Genomic DNA, 17,234 nt, shown 5'->3' on the forward strand with positions numbered 1-17,234 from the left:
GGCGTTGAGATGGTAATGCCGGGCGACAACATCAAGATGGTTGTCACCCTGATCGCTCCGATCGCCATGGAAGATGGTCTGCGCTTCGCGATTCGCGAAGGCGGCCGTACCGTTGGTGCCGGCGTGGTTGCCAAGATCATCGAGTAACCGCTCGGTGTCGAAAAGGGCCCTTCGGGGCCCTTTTTTCTATTGCTGATCATTTATTGACACCCCCTGGACGCATCCGTACAATTGCGCCTCCTTTTACCGGGCGTATTGCGTTTGGTAGGGATGGCTAATTGGAGTCTGAGGTCAAAATGCAAAACCAACAAATCCGTATTCGGTTGAAGGCTTTTGACCATCGCCTGATCGATCAATCAACCCAGGAAATCGTGGAAACCGCGAAACGTACTGGTGCTCAGGTGCGTGGTCCGATTCCACTGCCGACCCGCAAAGAGCGGTTCACTGTTCTGGTTTCTCCGCACGTCAACAAGGACGCGCGCGACCAGTACGAGATCCGTACTCATAAGCGTGTGCTGGATATCGTCCAGCCGACCGACAAGACTGTCGATGCGCTGATGAAGCTTGATCTTGCGGCTGGCGTGGAAGTGCAGATCAGCCTCGGCTAAAACCTGGAGTTTTAGTCGTGTAACGCTCTGAAATGGGCGGCCATAGCGGGTGAAAGCCCCGTACACTCAAGAGGTTACAACATGACTATTGGTGTAGTCGGTCGTAAATGCGGCATGACCCGCGTTTTCACCGAAGATGGTGTCTCTATTCCGGTTACGGTCATTGAGATCGAGCCGAATCGCGTCACTCAGTTCAAGAATGAAGAGAGCGATGGCTATCGCGCTGTGCAGGTTACTGTCGGCGAGCGTCGCGCGTCCCGCGTTACCAAGGCTCAGGCTGGTCATTTCGCCAAGGCGAATGTGGCTGCTGGTCGTGGTGTCTGGGAATTCCGCCTTGATGGCGAGGAGTTCCAGGTCGGTGACCAGATTAAGGCCGAGATCTTCCAGGCTGGACAGATGGTGGATGTCACCGGTCAGTCCAAGGGTAAAGGCTTTGCCGGTACCATCAAGCGCTGGAATTTCCGTGGTCAGGACAATACTCACGGTAACTCCGTATCCCACCGCGTCCCGGGTTCTATTGGCCAATGCCAGACTCCAGGCCGTGTTTTCAAGGGCAAGAAGATGTCCGGGCACATGGGCGCCGAGCGCGTAACCGTGCAGTCCCTGGAAATCGTGCGTGTCGATGCCGAACGTAATCTGCTGTTGGTCAAGGGTGCAGTGCCCGGTGCCACTGGTGGTGACGTTGTCGTGCGTCCGGCTGCCAAGGCTCGCGGGTAAGGGGGAGTTCACATGCAATTGAATGTTAATGGCGCACAAGCCATCGAAGTCTCCGAGCAAACCTTTGGCGGTGAGTTCAACGAAACGCTGGTGCACCAGGCAGTCGTCGCCTACATGGCTGGCGGTCGTCAGGGTAGCAAGCAGCAGAAGACCCGTTCTGACGTTTCCGGTGGCGGCAAGCGCCCCTGGCGTCAAAAGGGTACCGGCCGTGCTCGTGCAGGTACCTCGCGTGGTCCGATCTGGCGTGGCGGTGGTGTGACTTTCGCTGCTCGCCCGCAGAACCATGAGCAGAAGCTCAACAAGAAGATGTACCGCGCAGCGCTGCGTTCCATTCTTTCTGAACTGGTTCGTTCCGAGCGTTTGGTCGTCGTTGAAGATTTCGCCGTCGACAGCCCCAAGACCAAGCTGCTTGCTAACAAGCTGACCGGTATGGGTTTGAATGACGTACTGATCGTTTCCGATGCTGTCGATCAGAACCTGTATCTGGCGGCCCGCAACCTGCCGCACGTCGATGTTCGTGACGTTCAGGGTTCCGATCCCGTCAGCCTGATCGCCTATGACAAGGTCTTGATCACCGTGTCGGCTGTGAAGAAATTCGAGGAGCTGCTGGGATGAACCAGGAACGCGTATTCAAAGTCCTGCTTGGTCCGCACGTCTCCGAGAAGGCAACCATGTTGGCTGATAGCAAAAGCCAATTCGTTTTCAAGGTTGCTACTGATGCAACCAAGCTGGAAATCAAGAAGGCTGTCGAAAGCCTGTTCAACGTGAAGGTCGCTAAGGTCAGCACTCTGAATGTTCAGGGTAAGACCAAGCGCACCGCTCGCGGTCTGGGCAAGCGTAATGACTGGAAGAAGGCATACATCGCACTTCAGCCGGGCCAGGATCTCGATTTCTCCGGCAACGCTGAGTAAGGAAGGGGTGCATCATGGCAATCGTTAAATGCAAACCGACTTCCGCAGGCCGCCGTTTTGTGGTCAAAGTGGTCGGTCAGGAGCTGCACAAAGGCGCTCCTTATGCTCCGCTGCTCGAGAAGAAGTCGAAGTCTGGCGGTCGTAACAACAACGGTCGAATCACTACTCGTCACATTGGTGGTGGTCACAAGCAGCATTACCGTCTGGTTGATTTTCGTCGTAACAAGGATGGCATTCCAGCCGTCGTTGAGCGCGTTGAATACGATCCGAACCGTACTGCACACATCGCGCTGCTGAAGTATGCCGATGGTGAGCGTCGTTACATCATCGCTCCGAAGGGTGTATCTGCGGGCGACCAGCTGCTGTCTGGCGTAAACGCGCCAATCAAGGCTGGTAACAGCCTGCCGCTGCGTAACATTCCGCTGGGTTCCACCGTTCATGGTGTCGAGCTCAAGCCGGGCAAGGGCGCTCAGATTGCTCGTTCCGCTGGTGCTTCGGCGCAGCTGGTCGCGCGTGAAGGTGCTTATGTAACGCTGCGTCTTCGCTCCGGCGAAATGCGTAAAGTGCTGGCTGAATGCCGTGCGACCCTGGGTGAGGTCTCGAACTCCGAGCACAGCCTGCGTTCGCTGGGTAAAGCTGGTGCCAAGCGCTGGCGCGGTGTTCGCCCGACCGTTCGCGGTGTGGCAATGAACCCGGTCGATCACCCCCACGGTGGTGGTGAGGGTCGTACCTCCGGTGGTCGTCATCCGGTGTCGCCATGGGGCTTCCCGACTAAGGGCGCGAAGACTCGCTCTAACAAGCGCACCGATAACATGATCGTCCGTCGTCGCAAGTAACTAGAGGGATACGACAGTGCCGCGTTCTCTGAAAAAAGGTCCTTTTATCGATCTTCACCTATTGAAGAAGGTCGAAGTGGCGATGGAAAAGAATGATCGCAAGCCGGTTAAAACCTGGTCGCGTCGTTCTATGATCCTGCCGCAAATGGTCGGTCTGACCATCGCTGTGCATAACGGTCGTCAACATGTCCCCGTTCTCGTGAGCGAAGACATGGTCGGTCACAAACTCGGCGAGTTCGCTGGTACCCGCACTTATCGCGGGCACGTAGCGGACAAGAAAGGCAAGCGCTAAGGGGTAAGGAAAGATGGAAGTAGCCGCTAAGTTGTCGGGCGCTCGCATCTCCGCCCAGAAAGCCCGCCTGGTCGCCGACCAGATCCGCGGGAAGAAGGTGGGCGAAGCGCTCAACCTGCTGGCTTTCAGCAGTAAGAAAGCCGCCGAGATCATGAAAAAAGTGCTGGAGTCGGCTGTAGCCAACGCCGAGCACAACGAAGGCGCTGACGTGGACGACCTGAAGGTTTCCACTGTCTTCGTCAACGAGGGGCGTTCGCTTAAGCGCATCATGCCGCGTGCCAAGGGCCGCGCTGATCGCATCGTCAAGCGGTCTTGCCATATCACTGTCAAGGTTGCGGACAAGTAACGGAGTCGATCAGATGGGTCAGAAAGTACATCCCACTGGCATTCGCCTGGGAATCGTCAAGGAGCACACTTCCGTCTGGTATGCAGATGGTCGTACGTACGCCGATTATCTGCTTGCAGATCTGAACGTGCGTGAATACCTCCAAGACAAATTAAAAAGCGCGTCCGTAAGCCGTATCGACATCCATCGTCCGGCTCAAACCGCACGCATCACCATCCACACCGCTCGTCCCGGCATCGTGATCGGAAAGAAAGGTGAAGATGTTGAGAAGCTGCGTCAGGACCTGACCAAGAGAATGGGTGTGCCTGTGCACATCAACATCGAAGAAATCCGCAAGCCGGAGCTCGATGCAATGCTGGTAGCACAGAACGTCGCTCAGCAGCTGGAGCGTCGCGTAATGTTCCGCCGCGCTATGAAGCGCGCCGTACAGAACGCGATCCGCATTGGTGCCAAGGGCATCAAGATCCAGGTGAGCGGTCGTCTGGGTGGGGCTGAAATTGCCCGTACAGAATGGTATCGGGAAGGTCGTGTGCCGTTGCACACCCTGCGTGCCGATATCGACTACAACACCTACGAAGCGCACACCACTTACGGTGTGATTGGCGTCAAGGTTTGGATCTTCAAAGGCGAAGTTATTGGTGGTCGCCATGAAGAGCTCAAGCCGCAAGCGCCTGCGCCTCGTAAAAAAGCTGCCAAGTAAGGAGTACGCCAAATGTTGCAACCAAAGCGTACAAAATTCCGCAAGCAGATGACGGGGCACAACCGTGGCCTGGCTCAGCGCGGTAGCAAAGTCAGCTTCGGCGAATTCGCTCTGAAGTCTGTCGCCCGTGGTCGTCTTACTGCGCGTCAGATCGAGTCTGCACGTCGTGCATTGACTCGTCACGTTAAGCGTGGCGGCAAGATCTGGATCCGCGTCTTCCCTGACAAGCCTATTTCCAAGAAGCCGCTTGAAGTGCGGATGGGTAAAGGTAAGGGTAACGTCGAGTACTGGGTTGCCCAGATTCAGCCGGGCAAGGTGCTTTACGAGATCGAGGGTGTTTCCGAAGAGCTGGCGCGTGAGGCATTCGCCCTGGCTGCTGCAAAGCTGCCTCTCGCCACCTCCTTTGTTAAGCGGACGGTGATGTGATGAAAGCGAATGAGCTTCGTGAAAAATCCGCTCAGCAGCTGAACGAGCAGTTGCTCGAGCTGCTGCGCGACCAGTTCAATCTGCGTATGCAGAAAGCAACTGGCCAGTTGGGGCAGTCTCACCTGCTCTCGCAAGTCAAGCGCGATATCGCTCGTGTCAAGACTGTGCTCAACCAGCAGGCAGGTAAGTGATCATGGCTGAAGTTGAAAAAACTGTCCGTACGCTGACTGGCCGCGTCGTCAGCGACAAGATGGACAAAAGCATCACCGTACTGATCGAGCGTCGCGTCAAGCACCCGATCTACGGTAAATACGTGAAGCGTTCGACCAAACTGCACGCCCACGACGAAACCAACCAGTGCCGTATCGGTGACAAAGTCACGATTCGCGAGACTCGTCCTATGGCGAAGACCAAGTGCTGGATGTTGGTTGATGTCGTCGAACGTGCCGTCGAAGTCTAAGGGCTAAGGGTCGGAGAAATTATATGATTCAGACTCAATCAATGCTCGATGTGGCTGATAACAGTGGCGCTCGTCGCGTCATGTGTATCAAGGTTCTCGGCGGTTCGCACCGCCGTTACGCCGGCATCGGCGACATCATCAAGGTTACCGTCAAGGAAGCGATTCCTCGTGGCAAGGTCAAGAAAGGCCAGGTAATGACCGCTGTAGTGGTCCGTACCCGTCACGGTGTTCGTCGTCCCGACGGCTCCATCATTCGCTTCGATGGCAACGCTGCTGTTCTGCTGAACAACAAGCAGGAGCCTATTGGCACCCGTATTTTCGGGCCGGTGACGCGTGAGCTTCGTTCCGAGAAGTTCATGAAGATCGTCTCGCTCGCGCCTGAAGTGCTGTAAGGAGAAGCCGCATGCAAAAGATTCGTCGCAACGACGAGATCATCGTCATCGCCGGCAAAGACAAGGGCAAGCGCGGTAAGGTGCTCCGGGTGCTCGCTGACGACCGTCTGGTTGTCGGTGGTGTCAACCTGGTGAAGCGCCATACCAAGCCGAACCCGATGTCGGGCGTTCAGGGCGGTATCGTCGAGAAGGAGGCGCCACTGCACGCCTCTAACGTCGCTATTTTCAATGGCGAAACCAACAAGGCTGACCGCGTTGGGTTCAAGGTTGAAGACGGCAAGAAAATTCGTGTCTTCAAGTCGACCCAAAAGCCGGTTGAAGCTTGAGACTGCTAGGTAGATAACCATGGCACGACTAAAAGAAGTTTATCGGAAGCAAATCGCTCCCAAGCTGAAAGAAGAGCTTCAGCTTGGTAACGTGATGGAAGTTCCGCGCATTACCAAGATCACCCTGAACATGGGTATTGGCGAGGCCATCGGTGATAAGAAAATCATCGATAACGCGGTCGCCGATCTTGAAAAAATCACCGGCCAGAAGGTCGTCGTGACTCACGCTCGCAAGTCTATCGCTGGCTTCAAGGTCCGCGAAGGCTGGCCGATCGGTGTCAAGGTGACATTGCGCAGTGATCGTATGTACGAGTTCCTGGATCGTCTGTTGTCGATCTCCCTGCCTCGGGTTCGCGACTTCCGCGGCCTGAATGCCAAGTCGTTTGACGGCCGTGGCAATTACAGCATGGGTGTGAAAGAGCAGATCATTTTTCCGGAAATCGATTACGACAAGATCGATGCCCTGCGTGGTCTGGACATCACTCTGACCACTACTGCTCGGACGGATGAAGAGGGTCGCGCACTGCTGCGTGCCTTCAACTTCCCGTTCCGTAACTGATTGGAGTAGGCACATGGCTAAGCAAAGCATGAAGAACCGTGAGCTGAAGCGTCAGCAAACGGTTGCCAAGTACGCCCAGAAGCGTGCCGCGCTGAAAGCAACCATCGCTAACCCGGAGTCCACTCCGGAAGCGCGTTGGGAGGCTCAGGTGGCTCTGCAAAAGCAGCCTCGTGACGCAAGCGCTTCGCGCTTGCGTAACCGCTGCCGTCTGACCGGTCGTCCGCACGGTGTTTATCGCAAGTTCGGTCTTGCGCGTAACATGCTGCGTCAGGCCGCCATGCGTGGCGACGTACCGGGTCTGGTTAAAGCCAGCTGGTAAGAACGGTAGCTCGGCGCTCCTGTCGAGCTGGCTGTTTCCAAATCAAGCCCCTCTGGGGCTTGATTTGTTTCTGGACTATCTCTAGAATGTCCGGCTCGCCCGAGCCACGCCTTCGGCGTTCGCTCATCTAGCAGGCGACACGAGCCCTTCCGGGCTTATTTTTTTGTATTAGGAGCCAAGAGCCCATGAGTATGCAGGACCCGTTAGCGGACATGCTAACTCGTATCCGTAATGCCCAGATGGCCGAAAAGTCCGTCGTAAGCATGCCGTCTTCCACTCTGAAGGTGGCTGTAGCCAACGTTCTTCAGGGTGAAGGCTATATAGCAGGATACAACGTCAGCAGCGACGCCAAGCCGCAGCTGTCTATCGAGCTTAAGTATTTCGAGGGCCGTCCGGTCATCGAGGAGCTGAAGCGCGTAAGCCGTCCTGGCCTTCGCCAGTACAAATCCGTTGATCAGTTGCCGAAGGTTCGCGGCGGTCTGGGTGTTTCGATCGTGTCCACCAACAAGGGTGTGATGACTGATCGGGCTGCTCGCGCTGCTGGCGTTGGCGGCGAAGTGCTCTGCACAGTGTTCTAAGGGGGGATAAGCATGTCTCGCGTTGCTAAGAACCCCGTCAAGCTGCCCGCTGGTGTTGAATTCAACATGTCCGGCCAGCAGCTTTCGGTAAAGGGTGCCAAGGGTGCTCTGGAGCTGAATGTGCACTCGTCCGTGGAAGTGATTCACGAGGCTGGTGAGTTGCGTTTCGCTGCTCGCAATGGCGATCAGCAGAATCGCGCCATGGCCGGTACCACCCGTGCGCTGGTTAACAATATGGTCATCGGCGTCAGCCAAGGCTTCGAGCGCAAGCTTCAGCTGGTTGGCGTTGGTTACAAGGCGCAAGCCAAAGGTCAAGTGCTGTCCCTGGCTCTCGGCTTCTCGCACCCGGTGGAATATGAACTGCCGCAAGGCGTTACCGCTGAGACCCCCAGCCAGACCGATATCCTGATCAAGGGTGTCGATAAGCAACTGGTCGGTCAGGTGGCTGCTGAAATCCGCGATTTCCGTCGTCCTGAGCCTTACAAAGGCAAAGGCGTACGTTACTCGGACGAAGTGGTCCGTCGTAAAGAAGCTAAGAAGAAGTAGGGCATAGCAAATGAGCGTAAAGAAAGTTACTCGTCTGCGTCGCGCTCGCAAGGCACGCCTGAAGATGCGCGAGCTGGAAACCGTACGCCTGTGTGTGTACCGCTCTTCCCAGCACATCTACGCCCAGGTCCTTTCGGCCGACGGCGGCAAGGTCCTGGCCAGCGCCTCGACTCTGGACAAAGAACTGCGCGGCGGTGCCACTGGCAACGTCGACGCTGCCAAGAAAGTTGGTCAGCTGGTCGCTGAGCGTGCTAAGGCCGCAGGTGTCACCCAGGTGGCGTTCGACCGTTCTGGCTTCAAGTACCACGGTCGTGTCAAGGCACTGGCTGATGCTGCTCGTGAAGGCGGGCTGGAGTTCTAAGTTATGGCATATAACGAGCAAAAGCGCGACGAAGGCTACATTGAGAAGCTGGTTCAAGTTAACCGCGTCGCCAAGACTGTAAAGGGTGGTCGTATCTTCACCTTCACCGCGTTGACCGTGGTGGGTGATGGTAAGGGTCGTGTAGGTTTCGGTCGCGGCAAGTCCCGTGAAGTACCTGCTGCTATTCAGAAGGCCATGGAGGCGGCTCGCCGCAACATGATCCAGGTTGATCTGAACGGCACCACGCTGCAGTACGCTACCAAGGCGGCGCATGGCGCTTCCAAGGTCTACATGCAGCCTGCTTCCGAAGGTACCGGTGTTATCGCCGGAGGCGCGATGCGCGCCATCCTTGAGGTGGCTGGTGTGCAGAACGTCCTGGCTAAGTGCTACGGCTCGACCAATCCGGTGAACGTGGTTCATGCCACTTTCAAGGGGTTGAAGGCCATGCAGTCGCCTGAGTCGATCGCTGCCAAGCGTGGCAAGAGCGTCGAGGAGATTTCCTGATCATGGCTAATACCGTCAAGGTCACGCTGATTAAAAGCGTCAGCGGTCGTATCCCCAATCACAAGCTGTGCGTAAAGGGCCTCGGCCTTCGTCGCATTGGTCACACTGTCGAGGTTCAGGACACTCCTGAGAATCGCGGCATGATCAACAAGGCTTATTACATGCTCCGTGTGGAGGGCTAAGCCATGCAACTGAACGATTTGCGTTCTGCGCCGGGTGCCCGTCGCGAAAAGCTTCGTCCTGGTCGTGGTATCGGTAGCGGTCTGGGTAAGACCGGTGGCCGTGGTCACAAGGGTCAGACTTCCCGTTCCGGTGGCAAGATTGCTCCTGGGTTCGAGGGTGGTCAGCAGCCGTTGCATCGTCGTCTGCCGAAGTTCGGCTTCGTATCGCTCAAGGCCATGGATCGTGCAGAAGTACGCACATCCGAGCTGGCCAAGGTCGAAGGCGATGTTGTCTCCGTGCAGAGCCTCAAGGATGCCAACGTCATCAACCAGAACGTGCAGCGTGTGAAAATCATGCTGTCCGGTGAGGTTGGTCGCGCTGTGACCCTGAAAGGCATCGCAGCCACCAAAGGTGCGCGTGCGGCTATCGAAGCAGCTGGCGGCAAGTTCGAGGAATAAATGGCTAAGCAAGGTGCTCTCTCCGCGCTGAGTAATGGCGGGCTGTCTGAACTCTGGGCTCGTCTGCGCTTTTTGCTGATGGCGATCATCGTCTATCGAGTAGGGGCGCACATCCCGGTGCCGGGGATCAATCCCGACAGGTTGGCCGAGCTGTTCCGTCAGAACGAAGGGACCATCCTTAGTCTGTTCAACATGTTTTCAGGTGGTGCGCTGGAGCGCATGAGCATCTTTGCACTGGGGATCATGCCGTACATCTCGGCATCGATCATCATGCAGCTTATGACAGCCGTCAGCCCGCAGCTTGAGCAGTTGAAGAAGGAAGGTGAGGCCGGTCGCCGCAAGATCAGTCAGTACACGCGTTATCTAGCGCTGGTGCTCGCTATCGTGCAGGCCATCGGTATGTCCGTCGGTCTGGCCGGGCAAGGCGTCGCATTCAGCAGTGACTTCGGCTTCTACTTCGTCGCCATCACCACGTTTGTGGCGGGAGCGATGTTCATGATGTGGCTGGGTGAGCAGATCACTGAACGTGGCGTCGGTAACGGCATTTCGATGTTGATCTTTGCCGGTATCGTTGCTGGTTTGCCGGGCGCCCTAGGGCAGTCCTTCGAGTCAGCTCGCCAAGGTGATGTCAATATCATTGCGCTGTTGGCCGTGGGGCTTCTGGCCGTTGCGATCATTGGTTTTGTGGTCTTTATTGAGCGTGGTCAGCGGCGAATCGCCGTGCATTACGCCAAGCGTCAGCAGGGTCGTAAGGTCTTCGCTGCACAAACAAGCCACTTGCCCTTGAAAGTCAATATGGCTGGCGTGATTCCAGCAATCTTTGCGAGCAGCATTCTATTGTTCCCGGCTTCGTTGGGTCAGTGGTTTGGTCAGTCCGAAAGCATGAGCTGGCTGGCTGATATCTCGCAGTCGATTGCTCCCGGTCAGCCATTGAATATCCTGTTGTTCAGTGCCGGAATCATCTTCTTCTGCTTCTTCTATACGGCGTTGATGTTCAACCCTAAAGACGTTGCAGAAAACTTGAAGAAGTCCGGTGCGTTTATTCCAGGGATTCGTCCTGGTGAGCAGTCGGCGCGCTATATCGATGGTGTGCTGACCCGCTTGACCTTGTTCGGTGCCCTGTACATGACGGCTGTTTGCTTGCTTCCTCAGTTCCTTGTGGTTGCCGCAAATGTGCCGTTCTACCTTGGCGGGACCTCGTTGCTGATTGTGGTCGTGGTTGTAATGGACTTCATGTCTCAAGTGCAGTCACACCTGATGTCCCACCAGTACGATTCCCTGATGAAAAAAGCCAACCTGAAGGGCTACGGCAGCGGAATGCTTCGCTGAAGTCGGCTCTCAAGGTTCTAGGAGTTGGTCATGAAAGTTCGCGCATCGGTCAAAAAACTGTGCCGCAACTGCAAGATCGTTCGTCGCGAAGGCGTCGTTCGTGTGATCTGCAGCGCAGAACCGCGGCACAAACAGCGCCAAGGCTGATTGTGAGCTAAGGCTCGGGCCCGGCAGCTAGTGCGCTGCCGGGTTGATTATTTGTTATTACAGCGTTAGTATCTCGCGCCCTTTTCTTGGCTTCCGGGGCGTTGGGTAGCTGTCAATTGGAGTTTCACTGAATGGCCCGTATTGCAGGCGTAAACATTCCGGATAACAAGCACACTGTTATCTCGCTGACCTACATCTATGGTGTTGGTCGCACTCGCGCACAGACAATCTGTGCCGCTACCGGTGTAAACCCGGCAGCAAAAATCAAGGATCTTAGTGACGAGCAGGTTGAGCTGCTTCGTGGCGAAGTGGGCAAGTTCATCGTTGAAGGTGACCTGCGTCGCGAAGTCAACATGAAGATCAAGCGCTTGATGGACCTGGGTTGCTACCGCGGCCTGCGTCATCGTCGTGGTCTGCCGGTCCGCGGTCAGCGTACCAAGACCAACGCTCGTACCCGTAAGGGTCCGCGTAAGCCGATCCGCAAGTAATCGCATTAGCGCATCGACAGGAATCTAATCATGGCAAAACCTGCTGCTCGTCCTCGTAAAAAAGTAAAAAAGACGGTGGTTGATGGCATCGCCCATATCCACGCTTCTTTTAACAACACCATCATCACTATCACCGACCGTCAGGGCAATGCGTTGTCCTGGGCGACGTCTGGTGGATCCGGCTTCCGCGGTTCGCGTAAGAGCACCCCGTTCGCTGCCCAGGTGGCTGCCGAGCGTGCTGGTCAAGCTGCGCTTGAGTATGGCCTGAAGAACCTGGACGTTAACGTCAAGGGTCCTGGTCCGGGTCGTGAATCTGCCGTTCGTGCATTGAATGGTTGTGGTTATAAAATCGCCAGCATCACCGACGTGACGCCGATCCCGCACAACGGGTGCCGTCCGCCGAAGAAGCGCCGCGTGTAATCAGGAGACAGTGAGAAATGGCTCGTTATATTGGTCCCAAGTGCAAACTGTCTCGTCGTGAAGGCACCGATCTCTTCTTGAAGAGTGGTGTGCGCGCGCTCGAATCAAAGTGCAACATCGAAACCCCACCGGGTGTTCACGGTCAGCGTCGTGGTCGTTTGTCCGACTACGGTACCCAGCTGCGTGAGAAGCAGAAAGTCCGCCGCATTTATGGTGTTCTTGAGCGCCAGTTCAGCGGTTATTACAAGGAAGCTGCCAGCCGCAAGGGCGCTACCGGTGAAAACCTTCTGCAACTGCTCGAGTGCCGTTTGGACAACGTCGTGTATCGCATGGGCTTTGGCTCTACTCGTGCCGAATCACGTCAGCTGGTTTCGCACAAGTCGATTAGCGTAAATGGTCAGACAGTGAACGTTCCGTCTTACCAGGTTAAAGCAGGCGACGTGGTAGCCGTTCGTGAAAAGTGCCGCAACCAGCTGCGTATCGCCCAAGCCCTTGAACTGTGCGTACAGCGCGGTCGCGTTGAATGGGTCGAAGTAGATGCCGACAAGAAATCCGGTGTTTTCAAGAATGTTCCGGCGCGCAGTGATCTGTCAGCCGACATCAACGAAAACCTGATTGTCGAGCTCTACTCCAAGTAAGGGCTAGAAAATAGGTGTATCCATGCAGATTTCGGTAAATGAGTTCCTGACCCCCCGCCATATCGATGTGCAGGTGGTCAGTCCGACCCGTGCCAAGATCACTCTCGAGCCCCTCGAGCGCGGTTTTGGCCATACCCTGGGCAACGCGCTGCGTCGTATTCTGTTGTCCTCCATGCCCGGCTGCGCTGTGGTTGAGGCTGAGATCGACGGTGTGCTTCACGAGTACAGCGCTATCGAGGGCGTGCAGGAAGATGTCATCGAAATCCTGCTGAACCTCAAAGGTATCGCCATCAAGCTGCACGGCCGTGATGAAGTGACCTTGAGCCTGGTGAAGAAGGGCGCGGGCGCTGTTACCGCTGCCGATATCCAGCTGGATCACGATGTCGAAATCGTCAATGGCGATCACCTGATCGCCAACCTGGCGGCTAATGGCTCGATCAACATGAAGCTCAAGGTCGCTCGCGGCCGTGGCTACGAGCCGGCTGATGCGCGTCAGAGTGATGAAGATGAGAGTCGTAGCATTGGCCGTCTTCAACTCGACGCAACCTTCAGTCCGGTCCGTCGCGTGGCTTATGTTGTCGAAAATGCTCGTGTTGAGCAGCGTACCAACTTGGACAAGCTGGTTATCGACCTGGAAACCAACGGAACCCTGGATCCTGAAGAAGCGATCCGTCGTGCCGCGACCATTCTGCAGCAGCAGTTGGCCGCGTTCGTCGACCTCAAGGGTGACAGCGAGCCGGTCGTGGTCGAGCAAGAAGACGAGATCGATCCGATCCTGTTGCGTCCGGTTGACGACCTGGAACTGACCGTGCGTTCGGCGAACTGCCTCAAAGCAGAAAACATCTACTACATCGGTGATCTGATCCAGCGCACCGAAGTCGAGCTGTTGAAGACGCCGAACCTGGGCAAGAAATCTCTGACCGAAATCAAAGATGTTCTGGCTTCTCGTGGTCTGTCCCTCGGCATGCGCCTCGACAATTGGCCGCCGGCCAGTCTCAAGAAGGACGATAAGGCTACGGCCTGATCGACCATAGTCACCGAACTGATCGTTTGGTAAGGAATTTCAATCATGCGTCATCGTAAAAGTGGCCGTCATCTCAGCCGCACAAGCGCTCACCGCAAGGCCATGTTTCAAAACATGGCGGTGTCGCTGTTCGAGCACGAACTGATCAAGACAACCCTGCCTAAGGCCAAGGAACTGCGTCGCGTAGCCGAGCCGCTGATCACTTTGGCTAAGGAAGACAGCGTCGCTAATCGTCGTCTGGCTTTCGACCGTACTCGTTCCAAGGCTATCGTTGGTAAGCTGTTCAACGATCTCGGCCCGCGTTACGCCGCCCGTCAAGGTGGTTACCTGCGTATTCTCAAGTGCGGTTTCCGCGCTGGAGACAACGCACCGATGGCTTACGTTGAGCTGGTTGACCGTCCGGTCACCGGTGAAGTGGAAGCTGCCGAGTAAGCTTTGCTTGCTTGAAAAAAACCGAGCGCATGCTCGGTTTTTTTATGCGTATGGGTCTTTAGCTGCGTCAGCCAGCGAATCGGCGATCGCTTAAGATGACCTGAGCGAAGCATGGCCGATTAAGGTATTCGTTTTCTCAGTCATGCACGCGGGTGTTACCGATCATGACGGCAATCAGTAGTGCGTCGCCGGCTGCATATAGGGTGAGCGACTCTTAGAGCCGGATGAGCGCGTCGAGTTACGCTGACCCGATCGGGACTGCTGATTCGGCATATGGCTGGGCGCTGCCCGGGGTGGGAGGTGATTCCTGCGGAATCGCTGATAGCTGATGTGAGGCCGGGCTTGGGGCAGCCCGGCTTGTTTATTGCTGTCAGGCCTTGTCGCGCTCCAGTAAAGGCTTCAGGAAGTGACCGGTATGTGACTGGGACATTGAGGCAACTTGTTCAGGTGTGCCTGTTGCGATGATCTGTCCGCCCTTTGAGCCACCTTCAGGCCCCAGATCCACAAGCCAGTCAGCGGTTTTGATCACATCAAGGTTGTGCTCGATCACCACGACAGTATTGCCGTGATCGCGAAGGCGGTGGAGGACGTCCAAGAGTTGCTGGATATCAGCGAAGTGCAGCCCGGTGGTTGGTTCGTCGAGGATGTACAGGGTTTTGCCTGTGTCGCGCTTGGAGAGCTCTCGAGACAGCTTGACGCGCTGAGCTTCGCCGCCGGACAGCGTGGTCGCACTCTGTCCCAGCTTTATATAAGACAGCCCTACGTCCATTAGCGTTTGCAGCTTACGCGCCACCGCAGGCACGGGGTCGAAGAATTCCCTGGCTTCCTCAATGGTCATGCCCAGCACTTCGGTAATGCTTTTGCCCTTGTACTTCACCTCGAGCGTTTCGCGGTTGTACCGCTTGCCTTTGCACACATCACAGGGCACATAGATGTCGGGCAGAAAATGCATTTCTACCTTGATCACGCCGTCGCCTTGGCAGGCTTCGCAGCGCCCGCCCTTCACGTTGAAGGAGAAGCGCCCGGGTCCGTAGCCCCTTGAGCGTGCTTCCGGTACGCCGGCGAAAAGCTCGCGAATGGGGGTGAAGAGGCCGGTGTAGGTGGCCGGGTTAGAGCGAGGCGTCCGTCCAATCGGACTTTGGTCGATGTCCACGACCTTGTCCAAGTGCTGGAGGCCGTCGAAAGAGTCGTGTGCTGCCACTTCCAGTGTTGTAGCGCCGTTCAAGGCTGTGGCGGTGATCGGGAAAAGCGTATTGTTGATCAGCGTCGACTTACCCGAACCCGAAACGCCAGTGATGCAGGTAAGCAGCCCGACAGGGATCTCCAGATCCACATTGCGCAGATTGTTGCCCCGCGCACCCTTGAGTTTGAGCAGCTTGGCCGGGTCGCGCGGTGTTCGTTCGGCAGGGTAGAGAATTTTCACCCGGCCGGATAAATACCCGCCGGTCAGCGAAGCAGGGTTGGACATCACTTCATCGGGCGTGCCTTCTGCGACGATTTGCCCGCCGTGCACGCCGGCGCCTGGACCAATGTCGACGACGTAGTCTGCCAGGCGTATGGCGTCCTCATCGTGCTCGACGACAATCACTGTGTTGCCTATGTCGCGGAGGTGGCGAAGCGTGCCCAGCAAGCGTTCGTTGTCTCGCTGGTGTAGGCCAATAGAAGGCTCGTCGAGGATGTACATGACGCCGACCAGGCCGGCACCGATCTGGCTCGCCAGGCGGATACGCTGGGCTTCACCGCCGGACAGCGTGTCAGCGCTGCGGTCCAGGGTCAGGTAGTCTAGACCCACGTTCACCAGGAATTGCAGTCGCTCGCAGATCTCCTTGAGAATCTTGTCGGCAATTTCGCCGCGACGGCCCGGTAGCGTGAGTCCAGCGAAATATTCTGTGGCGTCGCCAATCGGCAGCCCGGTCACTGCCGGTAGCGTCTTGTCCCCGACCCAGACATGGCGAGCTTCGCGGCGCAGCCGAGTACCACGGCACTCCGGGCAGGGCTGTGTGCTGAGATACTTGGCCAGTTCTTCACGTACTGAGTTGGATTCGGTTTCCCGATAGCGGCGCTCGAGGTTGGGGATAATGCCTTCGAAAGGGTGTGACCGTTTGACGATGTCGCCGCGGTCGTTCAGGTATCGGAAGTCGACATTTTCCTTGCCGCTCCCGCGCAGAACATATTTCTGCTGCTCGGCGGGCAGGGTGTCGAACGGCTCGTCGAGGCTGAACCCGTAATGCGAGGCGAGTGAGCCGAGCATCTGGAAGTAATAAACATTGCGCCGATCCCAGCCGCGGATAGCGCCTTCAGCCAGTGTTAACTCGCCATTGACCAGGCGCTTGGCGTCGAAGAATTGTTTGACGCCAAGGCCATCGCAGGTTGGGCAGGCCCCTGCGGGATTGTTGAAAGAGAAAAGCTTTGGCTCCAGCTCGCTGATCGAGTGTCCACAGACGGGGCAGGCGAAGCGAGCGGAGAAAATCATCTCCTCGCTGTCATCCTCTTCTTCCATCGGCGCCACCAAGGCGATGCCGTCGGCCAGTTTCAGTGCCGTCTCGAACGATTCGGCGAGGCGCTGCTGCAGGTCGTTGCGGACCTTGAAACGATCCACCACAACGTCGATGGAGTGCTTCTTCTGCTTGTCCAGTTTCGGCAGTTCATCGAGCTCGTAAAGTCGACCGTTGACCCGCGCGCGAACAAAGCCCTGGGCGCGTAACTCATCGAATACCGCCAGATGTTCGCCCTTGCGCTCGCGGATTACTGGCGCAAGAAGCATCAGCTTGCGGCCTTCAGGAAGCGCGAGGACCTGGTCGACCATTTGGCTAACTGTCTGGGCTTCCAGTGGGGCGTCATGGTCAGGGCAGCGTGGCGTGCCCGCACGTGCATAGAGCAGTCGCAGGTAGTCGTAAATCTCGGTGATGGTGCCGACGGTGGAACGTGGGTTGTGGGAGGTCGACTTCTGCTCGATGGATATGGCCGGGGAGAGCCCTTCGATGGTATCGACGTCGGGCTTTTCCATCATCGAGAGAAACTGCCGGGCATATGCCGACAGAGATTCGACGTAGCGGCGCTGGCCCTCGGCATAAAGCGTGTCGAAGGCCAGCGAGGACTTGCCCGAACCAGACAGGCCTGTGATCACGATCAGTTTGTCGCGTGGCAAGGTCAGGTCGATGTTTTTCAGGTTGTGGGTACGAGCCCCACGAATCAGAATCTTGTCCAAAGCAGCCTCGCATGGCGGGCGAAAACCCGAAAGTATACGGCCACGGG

Annotated in this window: 29 protein-coding genes and 1 pseudogene; 29 read left to right on the forward strand and 1 reads right to left on the reverse strand. The window is 56.7% G+C overall.

The window, feature by feature from the left end; genetic code table 11:
* The 29 genes and pseudogenes from AAGW23_RS13295 to rplQ form a co-directional block, all read left to right on the forward strand.
* Positions 1-147 (forward strand): annotated as a pseudogene (locus AAGW23_RS13295) (elongation factor Tu); the annotation flags it as partial.
* A 149-nt stretch (positions 148-296) separates the two neighbouring features.
* Positions 297-608, forward strand: a complete 312-nt coding sequence (gene rpsJ, locus AAGW23_RS13300) for a 30S ribosomal protein S10 (protein ID WP_003186070.1) — start codon at positions 297-299, stop codon at positions 606-608.
* A gap of 81 nt (positions 609-689) precedes the next feature.
* Entirely contained in the window at positions 690-1,325 is a 636-nt protein-coding gene (gene rplC, locus AAGW23_RS13305) for a 50S ribosomal protein L3 (protein ID WP_045430590.1), read from the forward strand.
* A gap of 12 nt (positions 1,326-1,337) precedes the next feature.
* The gene (gene rplD, locus AAGW23_RS13310) at positions 1,338-1,940 is read left to right on the forward strand and encodes a 50S ribosomal protein L4 (RefSeq protein ID WP_019339977.1); all 603 of its coding nucleotides are present in this window, start codon (positions 1,338-1,340) and stop codon (positions 1,938-1,940) included.
* Positions 1,937-2,236 (forward strand): 50S ribosomal protein L23, encoded by a 300-nt coding sequence (gene rplW / locus AAGW23_RS13315; protein WP_021209378.1) that lies wholly within the window; start codon positions 1,937-1,939, stop codon positions 2,234-2,236. Before rplD ends, rplW begins: the two co-directional genes overlap by 4 nt.
* Before the next feature lie 14 nt (positions 2,237-2,250).
* Positions 2,251-3,072: a 50S ribosomal protein L2 gene (gene rplB, locus AAGW23_RS13320; RefSeq protein ID WP_019339975.1), complete on the forward strand. Its 822-nt coding sequence runs from the start codon at positions 2,251-2,253 to the stop codon at positions 3,070-3,072.
* Positions 3,073-3,088: 16 nt separating this feature from the next.
* A complete protein-coding gene (rpsS, locus tag AAGW23_RS13325) occupies positions 3,089-3,364 on the forward strand; it encodes a 30S ribosomal protein S19 (protein WP_021209376.1) in 276 nt (91 codons plus the stop codon).
* Positions 3,365-3,377: 13 nt separating this feature from the next.
* On the forward strand, positions 3,378-3,710 hold the full coding sequence (gene rplV, locus AAGW23_RS13330; RefSeq protein WP_003103908.1) for a 50S ribosomal protein L22: 333 nt from the start codon (positions 3,378-3,380) through the stop codon (positions 3,708-3,710).
* A gap of 13 nt (positions 3,711-3,723) precedes the next feature.
* Positions 3,724-4,410, forward strand: coding sequence for a 30S ribosomal protein S3 (gene rpsC / locus AAGW23_RS13335; RefSeq protein ID WP_019339973.1), 687 nt, complete (start codon positions 3,724-3,726; stop codon positions 4,408-4,410).
* 12 nt (positions 4,411-4,422) lie between these two features.
* Positions 4,423-4,836: a 50S ribosomal protein L16 gene (rplP, locus tag AAGW23_RS13340; RefSeq protein ID WP_003176421.1), complete on the forward strand. Its 414-nt coding sequence runs from the start codon at positions 4,423-4,425 to the stop codon at positions 4,834-4,836.
* A complete protein-coding gene (gene rpmC / locus AAGW23_RS13345; protein WP_003289209.1) occupies positions 4,836-5,027 on the forward strand; it encodes a 50S ribosomal protein L29 in 192 nt (63 codons plus the stop codon). The genes rplP and rpmC overlap by 1 nt, the downstream gene beginning before the upstream one ends.
* A gap of 2 nt (positions 5,028-5,029) precedes the next feature.
* Positions 5,030-5,296 (forward strand): 30S ribosomal protein S17, encoded by a 267-nt coding sequence (gene rpsQ / locus AAGW23_RS13350; protein WP_025240347.1) that lies wholly within the window; start codon positions 5,030-5,032, stop codon positions 5,294-5,296.
* A gap of 23 nt (positions 5,297-5,319) precedes the next feature.
* Positions 5,320-5,688, forward strand: a complete 369-nt coding sequence (gene rplN / locus AAGW23_RS13355; RefSeq protein ID WP_003289207.1) for a 50S ribosomal protein L14 — start codon at positions 5,320-5,322, stop codon at positions 5,686-5,688.
* Positions 5,689-5,699: 11 nt separating this feature from the next.
* Positions 5,700-6,014: a 50S ribosomal protein L24 gene (rplX, locus tag AAGW23_RS13360; RefSeq protein WP_342406935.1), complete on the forward strand. Its 315-nt coding sequence runs from the start codon at positions 5,700-5,702 to the stop codon at positions 6,012-6,014.
* A 19-nt stretch (positions 6,015-6,033) separates the two neighbouring features.
* Complete coding sequence (gene rplE, locus AAGW23_RS13365) at positions 6,034-6,573, forward strand: 50S ribosomal protein L5 (RefSeq protein ID WP_019339970.1); 540 nt, start codon at positions 6,034-6,036, stop codon at positions 6,571-6,573.
* Between the two features lie 13 nt (positions 6,574-6,586).
* Positions 6,587-6,892 (forward strand): 30S ribosomal protein S14, encoded by a 306-nt coding sequence (rpsN, locus tag AAGW23_RS13370; RefSeq protein ID WP_046164401.1) that lies wholly within the window; start codon positions 6,587-6,589, stop codon positions 6,890-6,892.
* A gap of 185 nt (positions 6,893-7,077) precedes the next feature.
* On the forward strand, positions 7,078-7,470 hold the full coding sequence (rpsH, locus tag AAGW23_RS13375) for a 30S ribosomal protein S8 (RefSeq protein WP_003281824.1): 393 nt from the start codon (positions 7,078-7,080) through the stop codon (positions 7,468-7,470).
* 12 nt (positions 7,471-7,482) lie between these two features.
* Positions 7,483-8,016 (forward strand): 50S ribosomal protein L6, encoded by a 534-nt coding sequence (gene rplF, locus AAGW23_RS13380; RefSeq protein WP_019339968.1) that lies wholly within the window; start codon positions 7,483-7,485, stop codon positions 8,014-8,016.
* 10 nt (positions 8,017-8,026) lie between these two features.
* Positions 8,027-8,377 carry a 50S ribosomal protein L18 gene (gene rplR / locus AAGW23_RS13385; protein ID WP_019339967.1) on the forward strand — a complete coding sequence of 117 codons (351 nt, stop codon included), beginning with the start codon at positions 8,027-8,029 and terminating at the stop codon, positions 8,375-8,377.
* A gap of 3 nt (positions 8,378-8,380) precedes the next feature.
* Positions 8,381-8,881, forward strand: coding sequence for a 30S ribosomal protein S5 (rpsE, locus tag AAGW23_RS13390; RefSeq protein WP_019339966.1), 501 nt, complete (start codon positions 8,381-8,383; stop codon positions 8,879-8,881).
* Positions 8,882-8,883: 2 nt separating this feature from the next.
* The gene (rpmD, locus tag AAGW23_RS13395; protein WP_003281818.1) at positions 8,884-9,063 is read left to right on the forward strand and encodes a 50S ribosomal protein L30; all 180 of its coding nucleotides are present in this window, start codon (positions 8,884-8,886) and stop codon (positions 9,061-9,063) included.
* Between the two features lie 3 nt (positions 9,064-9,066).
* Positions 9,067-9,501, forward strand: coding sequence for a 50S ribosomal protein L15 (gene rplO, locus AAGW23_RS13400; protein WP_159969087.1), 435 nt, complete (start codon positions 9,067-9,069; stop codon positions 9,499-9,501).
* Positions 9,502-10,830, forward strand: coding sequence for a preprotein translocase subunit SecY (gene secY / locus AAGW23_RS13405; RefSeq protein WP_159969086.1), 1,329 nt, complete (start codon positions 9,502-9,504; stop codon positions 10,828-10,830).
* A 30-nt stretch (positions 10,831-10,860) separates the two neighbouring features.
* Positions 10,861-10,977, forward strand: a complete 117-nt coding sequence (rpmJ, locus tag AAGW23_RS13410) for a 50S ribosomal protein L36 (RefSeq protein WP_014854209.1) — start codon at positions 10,861-10,863, stop codon at positions 10,975-10,977.
* 131 nt (positions 10,978-11,108) lie between these two features.
* Positions 11,109-11,465 carry a 30S ribosomal protein S13 gene (rpsM, locus tag AAGW23_RS13415; protein WP_045430560.1) on the forward strand — a complete coding sequence of 119 codons (357 nt, stop codon included), beginning with the start codon at positions 11,109-11,111 and terminating at the stop codon, positions 11,463-11,465.
* Between the two features lie 30 nt (positions 11,466-11,495).
* Positions 11,496-11,885 (forward strand): 30S ribosomal protein S11, encoded by a 390-nt coding sequence (gene rpsK, locus AAGW23_RS13420; RefSeq protein ID WP_014854207.1) that lies wholly within the window; start codon positions 11,496-11,498, stop codon positions 11,883-11,885.
* Between the two features lie 17 nt (positions 11,886-11,902).
* Positions 11,903-12,523 (forward strand): 30S ribosomal protein S4, encoded by a 621-nt coding sequence (gene rpsD, locus AAGW23_RS13425; RefSeq protein WP_045430555.1) that lies wholly within the window; start codon positions 11,903-11,905, stop codon positions 12,521-12,523.
* Positions 12,524-12,545: 22 nt separating this feature from the next.
* Positions 12,546-13,547, forward strand: a complete 1,002-nt coding sequence (locus AAGW23_RS13430; protein WP_019339960.1) for a DNA-directed RNA polymerase subunit alpha — start codon at positions 12,546-12,548, stop codon at positions 13,545-13,547.
* Between the two features lie 45 nt (positions 13,548-13,592).
* The gene (gene rplQ / locus AAGW23_RS13435; RefSeq protein WP_025240355.1) at positions 13,593-13,979 is read left to right on the forward strand and encodes a 50S ribosomal protein L17; all 387 of its coding nucleotides are present in this window, start codon (positions 13,593-13,595) and stop codon (positions 13,977-13,979) included.
* A gap of 370 nt (positions 13,980-14,349) precedes the next feature.
* On the opposite strand, the gene uvrA is transcribed toward rplQ, so the two are convergent.
* Positions 14,350-17,187, reverse strand: a complete 2,838-nt coding sequence (gene uvrA / locus AAGW23_RS13440; protein WP_342406938.1) for an excinuclease ABC subunit UvrA — start codon at positions 17,185-17,187, stop codon at positions 14,350-14,352.
* Positions 17,188-17,234: the final 47 nt, after the last annotated feature.

Origin of the sequence: Stutzerimonas chloritidismutans (genome assembly GCF_038562055.1) — a bacterium.
GTDB lineage: Bacteria > Pseudomonadota > Gammaproteobacteria > Pseudomonadales > Pseudomonadaceae > Stutzerimonas > Stutzerimonas chloritidismutans_A.

Coding starts and splice junctions, on each gene's coding strand:
- rplO (WP_159969087.1), top strand. CDS start 9,067: ATGCAACTGAACGATTTGCGTTCTGCGCCGGGTGCCCGTCGCGAAAAG.
- AAGW23_RS13430 (WP_019339960.1), top strand. CDS start 12,546: ATGCAGATTTCGGTAAATGAGTTCCTGACCCCCCGCCATATCGATGTG.
- secY (WP_159969086.1), top strand. CDS start 9,502: ATGGCTAAGCAAGGTGCTCTCTCCGCGCTGAGTAATGGCGGGCTGTCT.
- rplN (WP_003289207.1), top strand. CDS start 5,320: ATGATTCAGACTCAATCAATGCTCGATGTGGCTGATAACAGTGGCGCT.
- rpsN (WP_046164401.1), top strand. CDS start 6,587: ATGGCTAAGCAAAGCATGAAGAACCGTGAGCTGAAGCGTCAGCAAACG.
- rplV (WP_003103908.1), top strand. CDS start 3,378: ATGGAAGTAGCCGCTAAGTTGTCGGGCGCTCGCATCTCCGCCCAGAAA.
- rplR (WP_019339967.1), top strand. CDS start 8,027: ATGAGCGTAAAGAAAGTTACTCGTCTGCGTCGCGCTCGCAAGGCACGC.
- rpsH (WP_003281824.1), top strand. CDS start 7,078: ATGAGTATGCAGGACCCGTTAGCGGACATGCTAACTCGTATCCGTAAT.
- rplP (WP_003176421.1), top strand. CDS start 4,423: ATGTTGCAACCAAAGCGTACAAAATTCCGCAAGCAGATGACGGGGCAC.
- rplB (WP_019339975.1), top strand. CDS start 2,251: ATGGCAATCGTTAAATGCAAACCGACTTCCGCAGGCCGCCGTTTTGTG.
- rpmC (WP_003289209.1), top strand. CDS start 4,836: ATGAAAGCGAATGAGCTTCGTGAAAAATCCGCTCAGCAGCTGAACGAG.
- rpsD (WP_045430555.1), top strand. CDS start 11,903: ATGGCTCGTTATATTGGTCCCAAGTGCAAACTGTCTCGTCGTGAAGGC.
- rplX (WP_342406935.1), top strand. CDS start 5,700: ATGCAAAAGATTCGTCGCAACGACGAGATCATCGTCATCGCCGGCAAA.
- rpsC (WP_019339973.1), top strand. CDS start 3,724: ATGGGTCAGAAAGTACATCCCACTGGCATTCGCCTGGGAATCGTCAAG.
- rpsQ (WP_025240347.1), top strand. CDS start 5,030: ATGGCTGAAGTTGAAAAAACTGTCCGTACGCTGACTGGCCGCGTCGTC.
- rplQ (WP_025240355.1), top strand. CDS start 13,593: ATGCGTCATCGTAAAAGTGGCCGTCATCTCAGCCGCACAAGCGCTCAC.
- rpsE (WP_019339966.1), top strand. CDS start 8,381: ATGGCATATAACGAGCAAAAGCGCGACGAAGGCTACATTGAGAAGCTG.
- rpsM (WP_045430560.1), top strand. CDS start 11,109: ATGGCCCGTATTGCAGGCGTAAACATTCCGGATAACAAGCACACTGTT.
- rplW (WP_021209378.1), top strand. CDS start 1,937: ATGAACCAGGAACGCGTATTCAAAGTCCTGCTTGGTCCGCACGTCTCC.
- rplC (WP_045430590.1), top strand. CDS start 690: ATGACTATTGGTGTAGTCGGTCGTAAATGCGGCATGACCCGCGTTTTC.
- rpsK (WP_014854207.1), top strand. CDS start 11,496: ATGGCAAAACCTGCTGCTCGTCCTCGTAAAAAAGTAAAAAAGACGGTG.
- rplF (WP_019339968.1), top strand. CDS start 7,483: ATGTCTCGCGTTGCTAAGAACCCCGTCAAGCTGCCCGCTGGTGTTGAA.
- rpsJ (WP_003186070.1), top strand. CDS start 297: ATGCAAAACCAACAAATCCGTATTCGGTTGAAGGCTTTTGACCATCGC.
- rpmD (WP_003281818.1), top strand. CDS start 8,884: ATGGCTAATACCGTCAAGGTCACGCTGATTAAAAGCGTCAGCGGTCGT.
- rplD (WP_019339977.1), top strand. CDS start 1,338: ATGCAATTGAATGTTAATGGCGCACAAGCCATCGAAGTCTCCGAGCAA.
- rplE (WP_019339970.1), top strand. CDS start 6,034: ATGGCACGACTAAAAGAAGTTTATCGGAAGCAAATCGCTCCCAAGCTG.
- rpmJ (WP_014854209.1), top strand. CDS start 10,861: ATGAAAGTTCGCGCATCGGTCAAAAAACTGTGCCGCAACTGCAAGATC.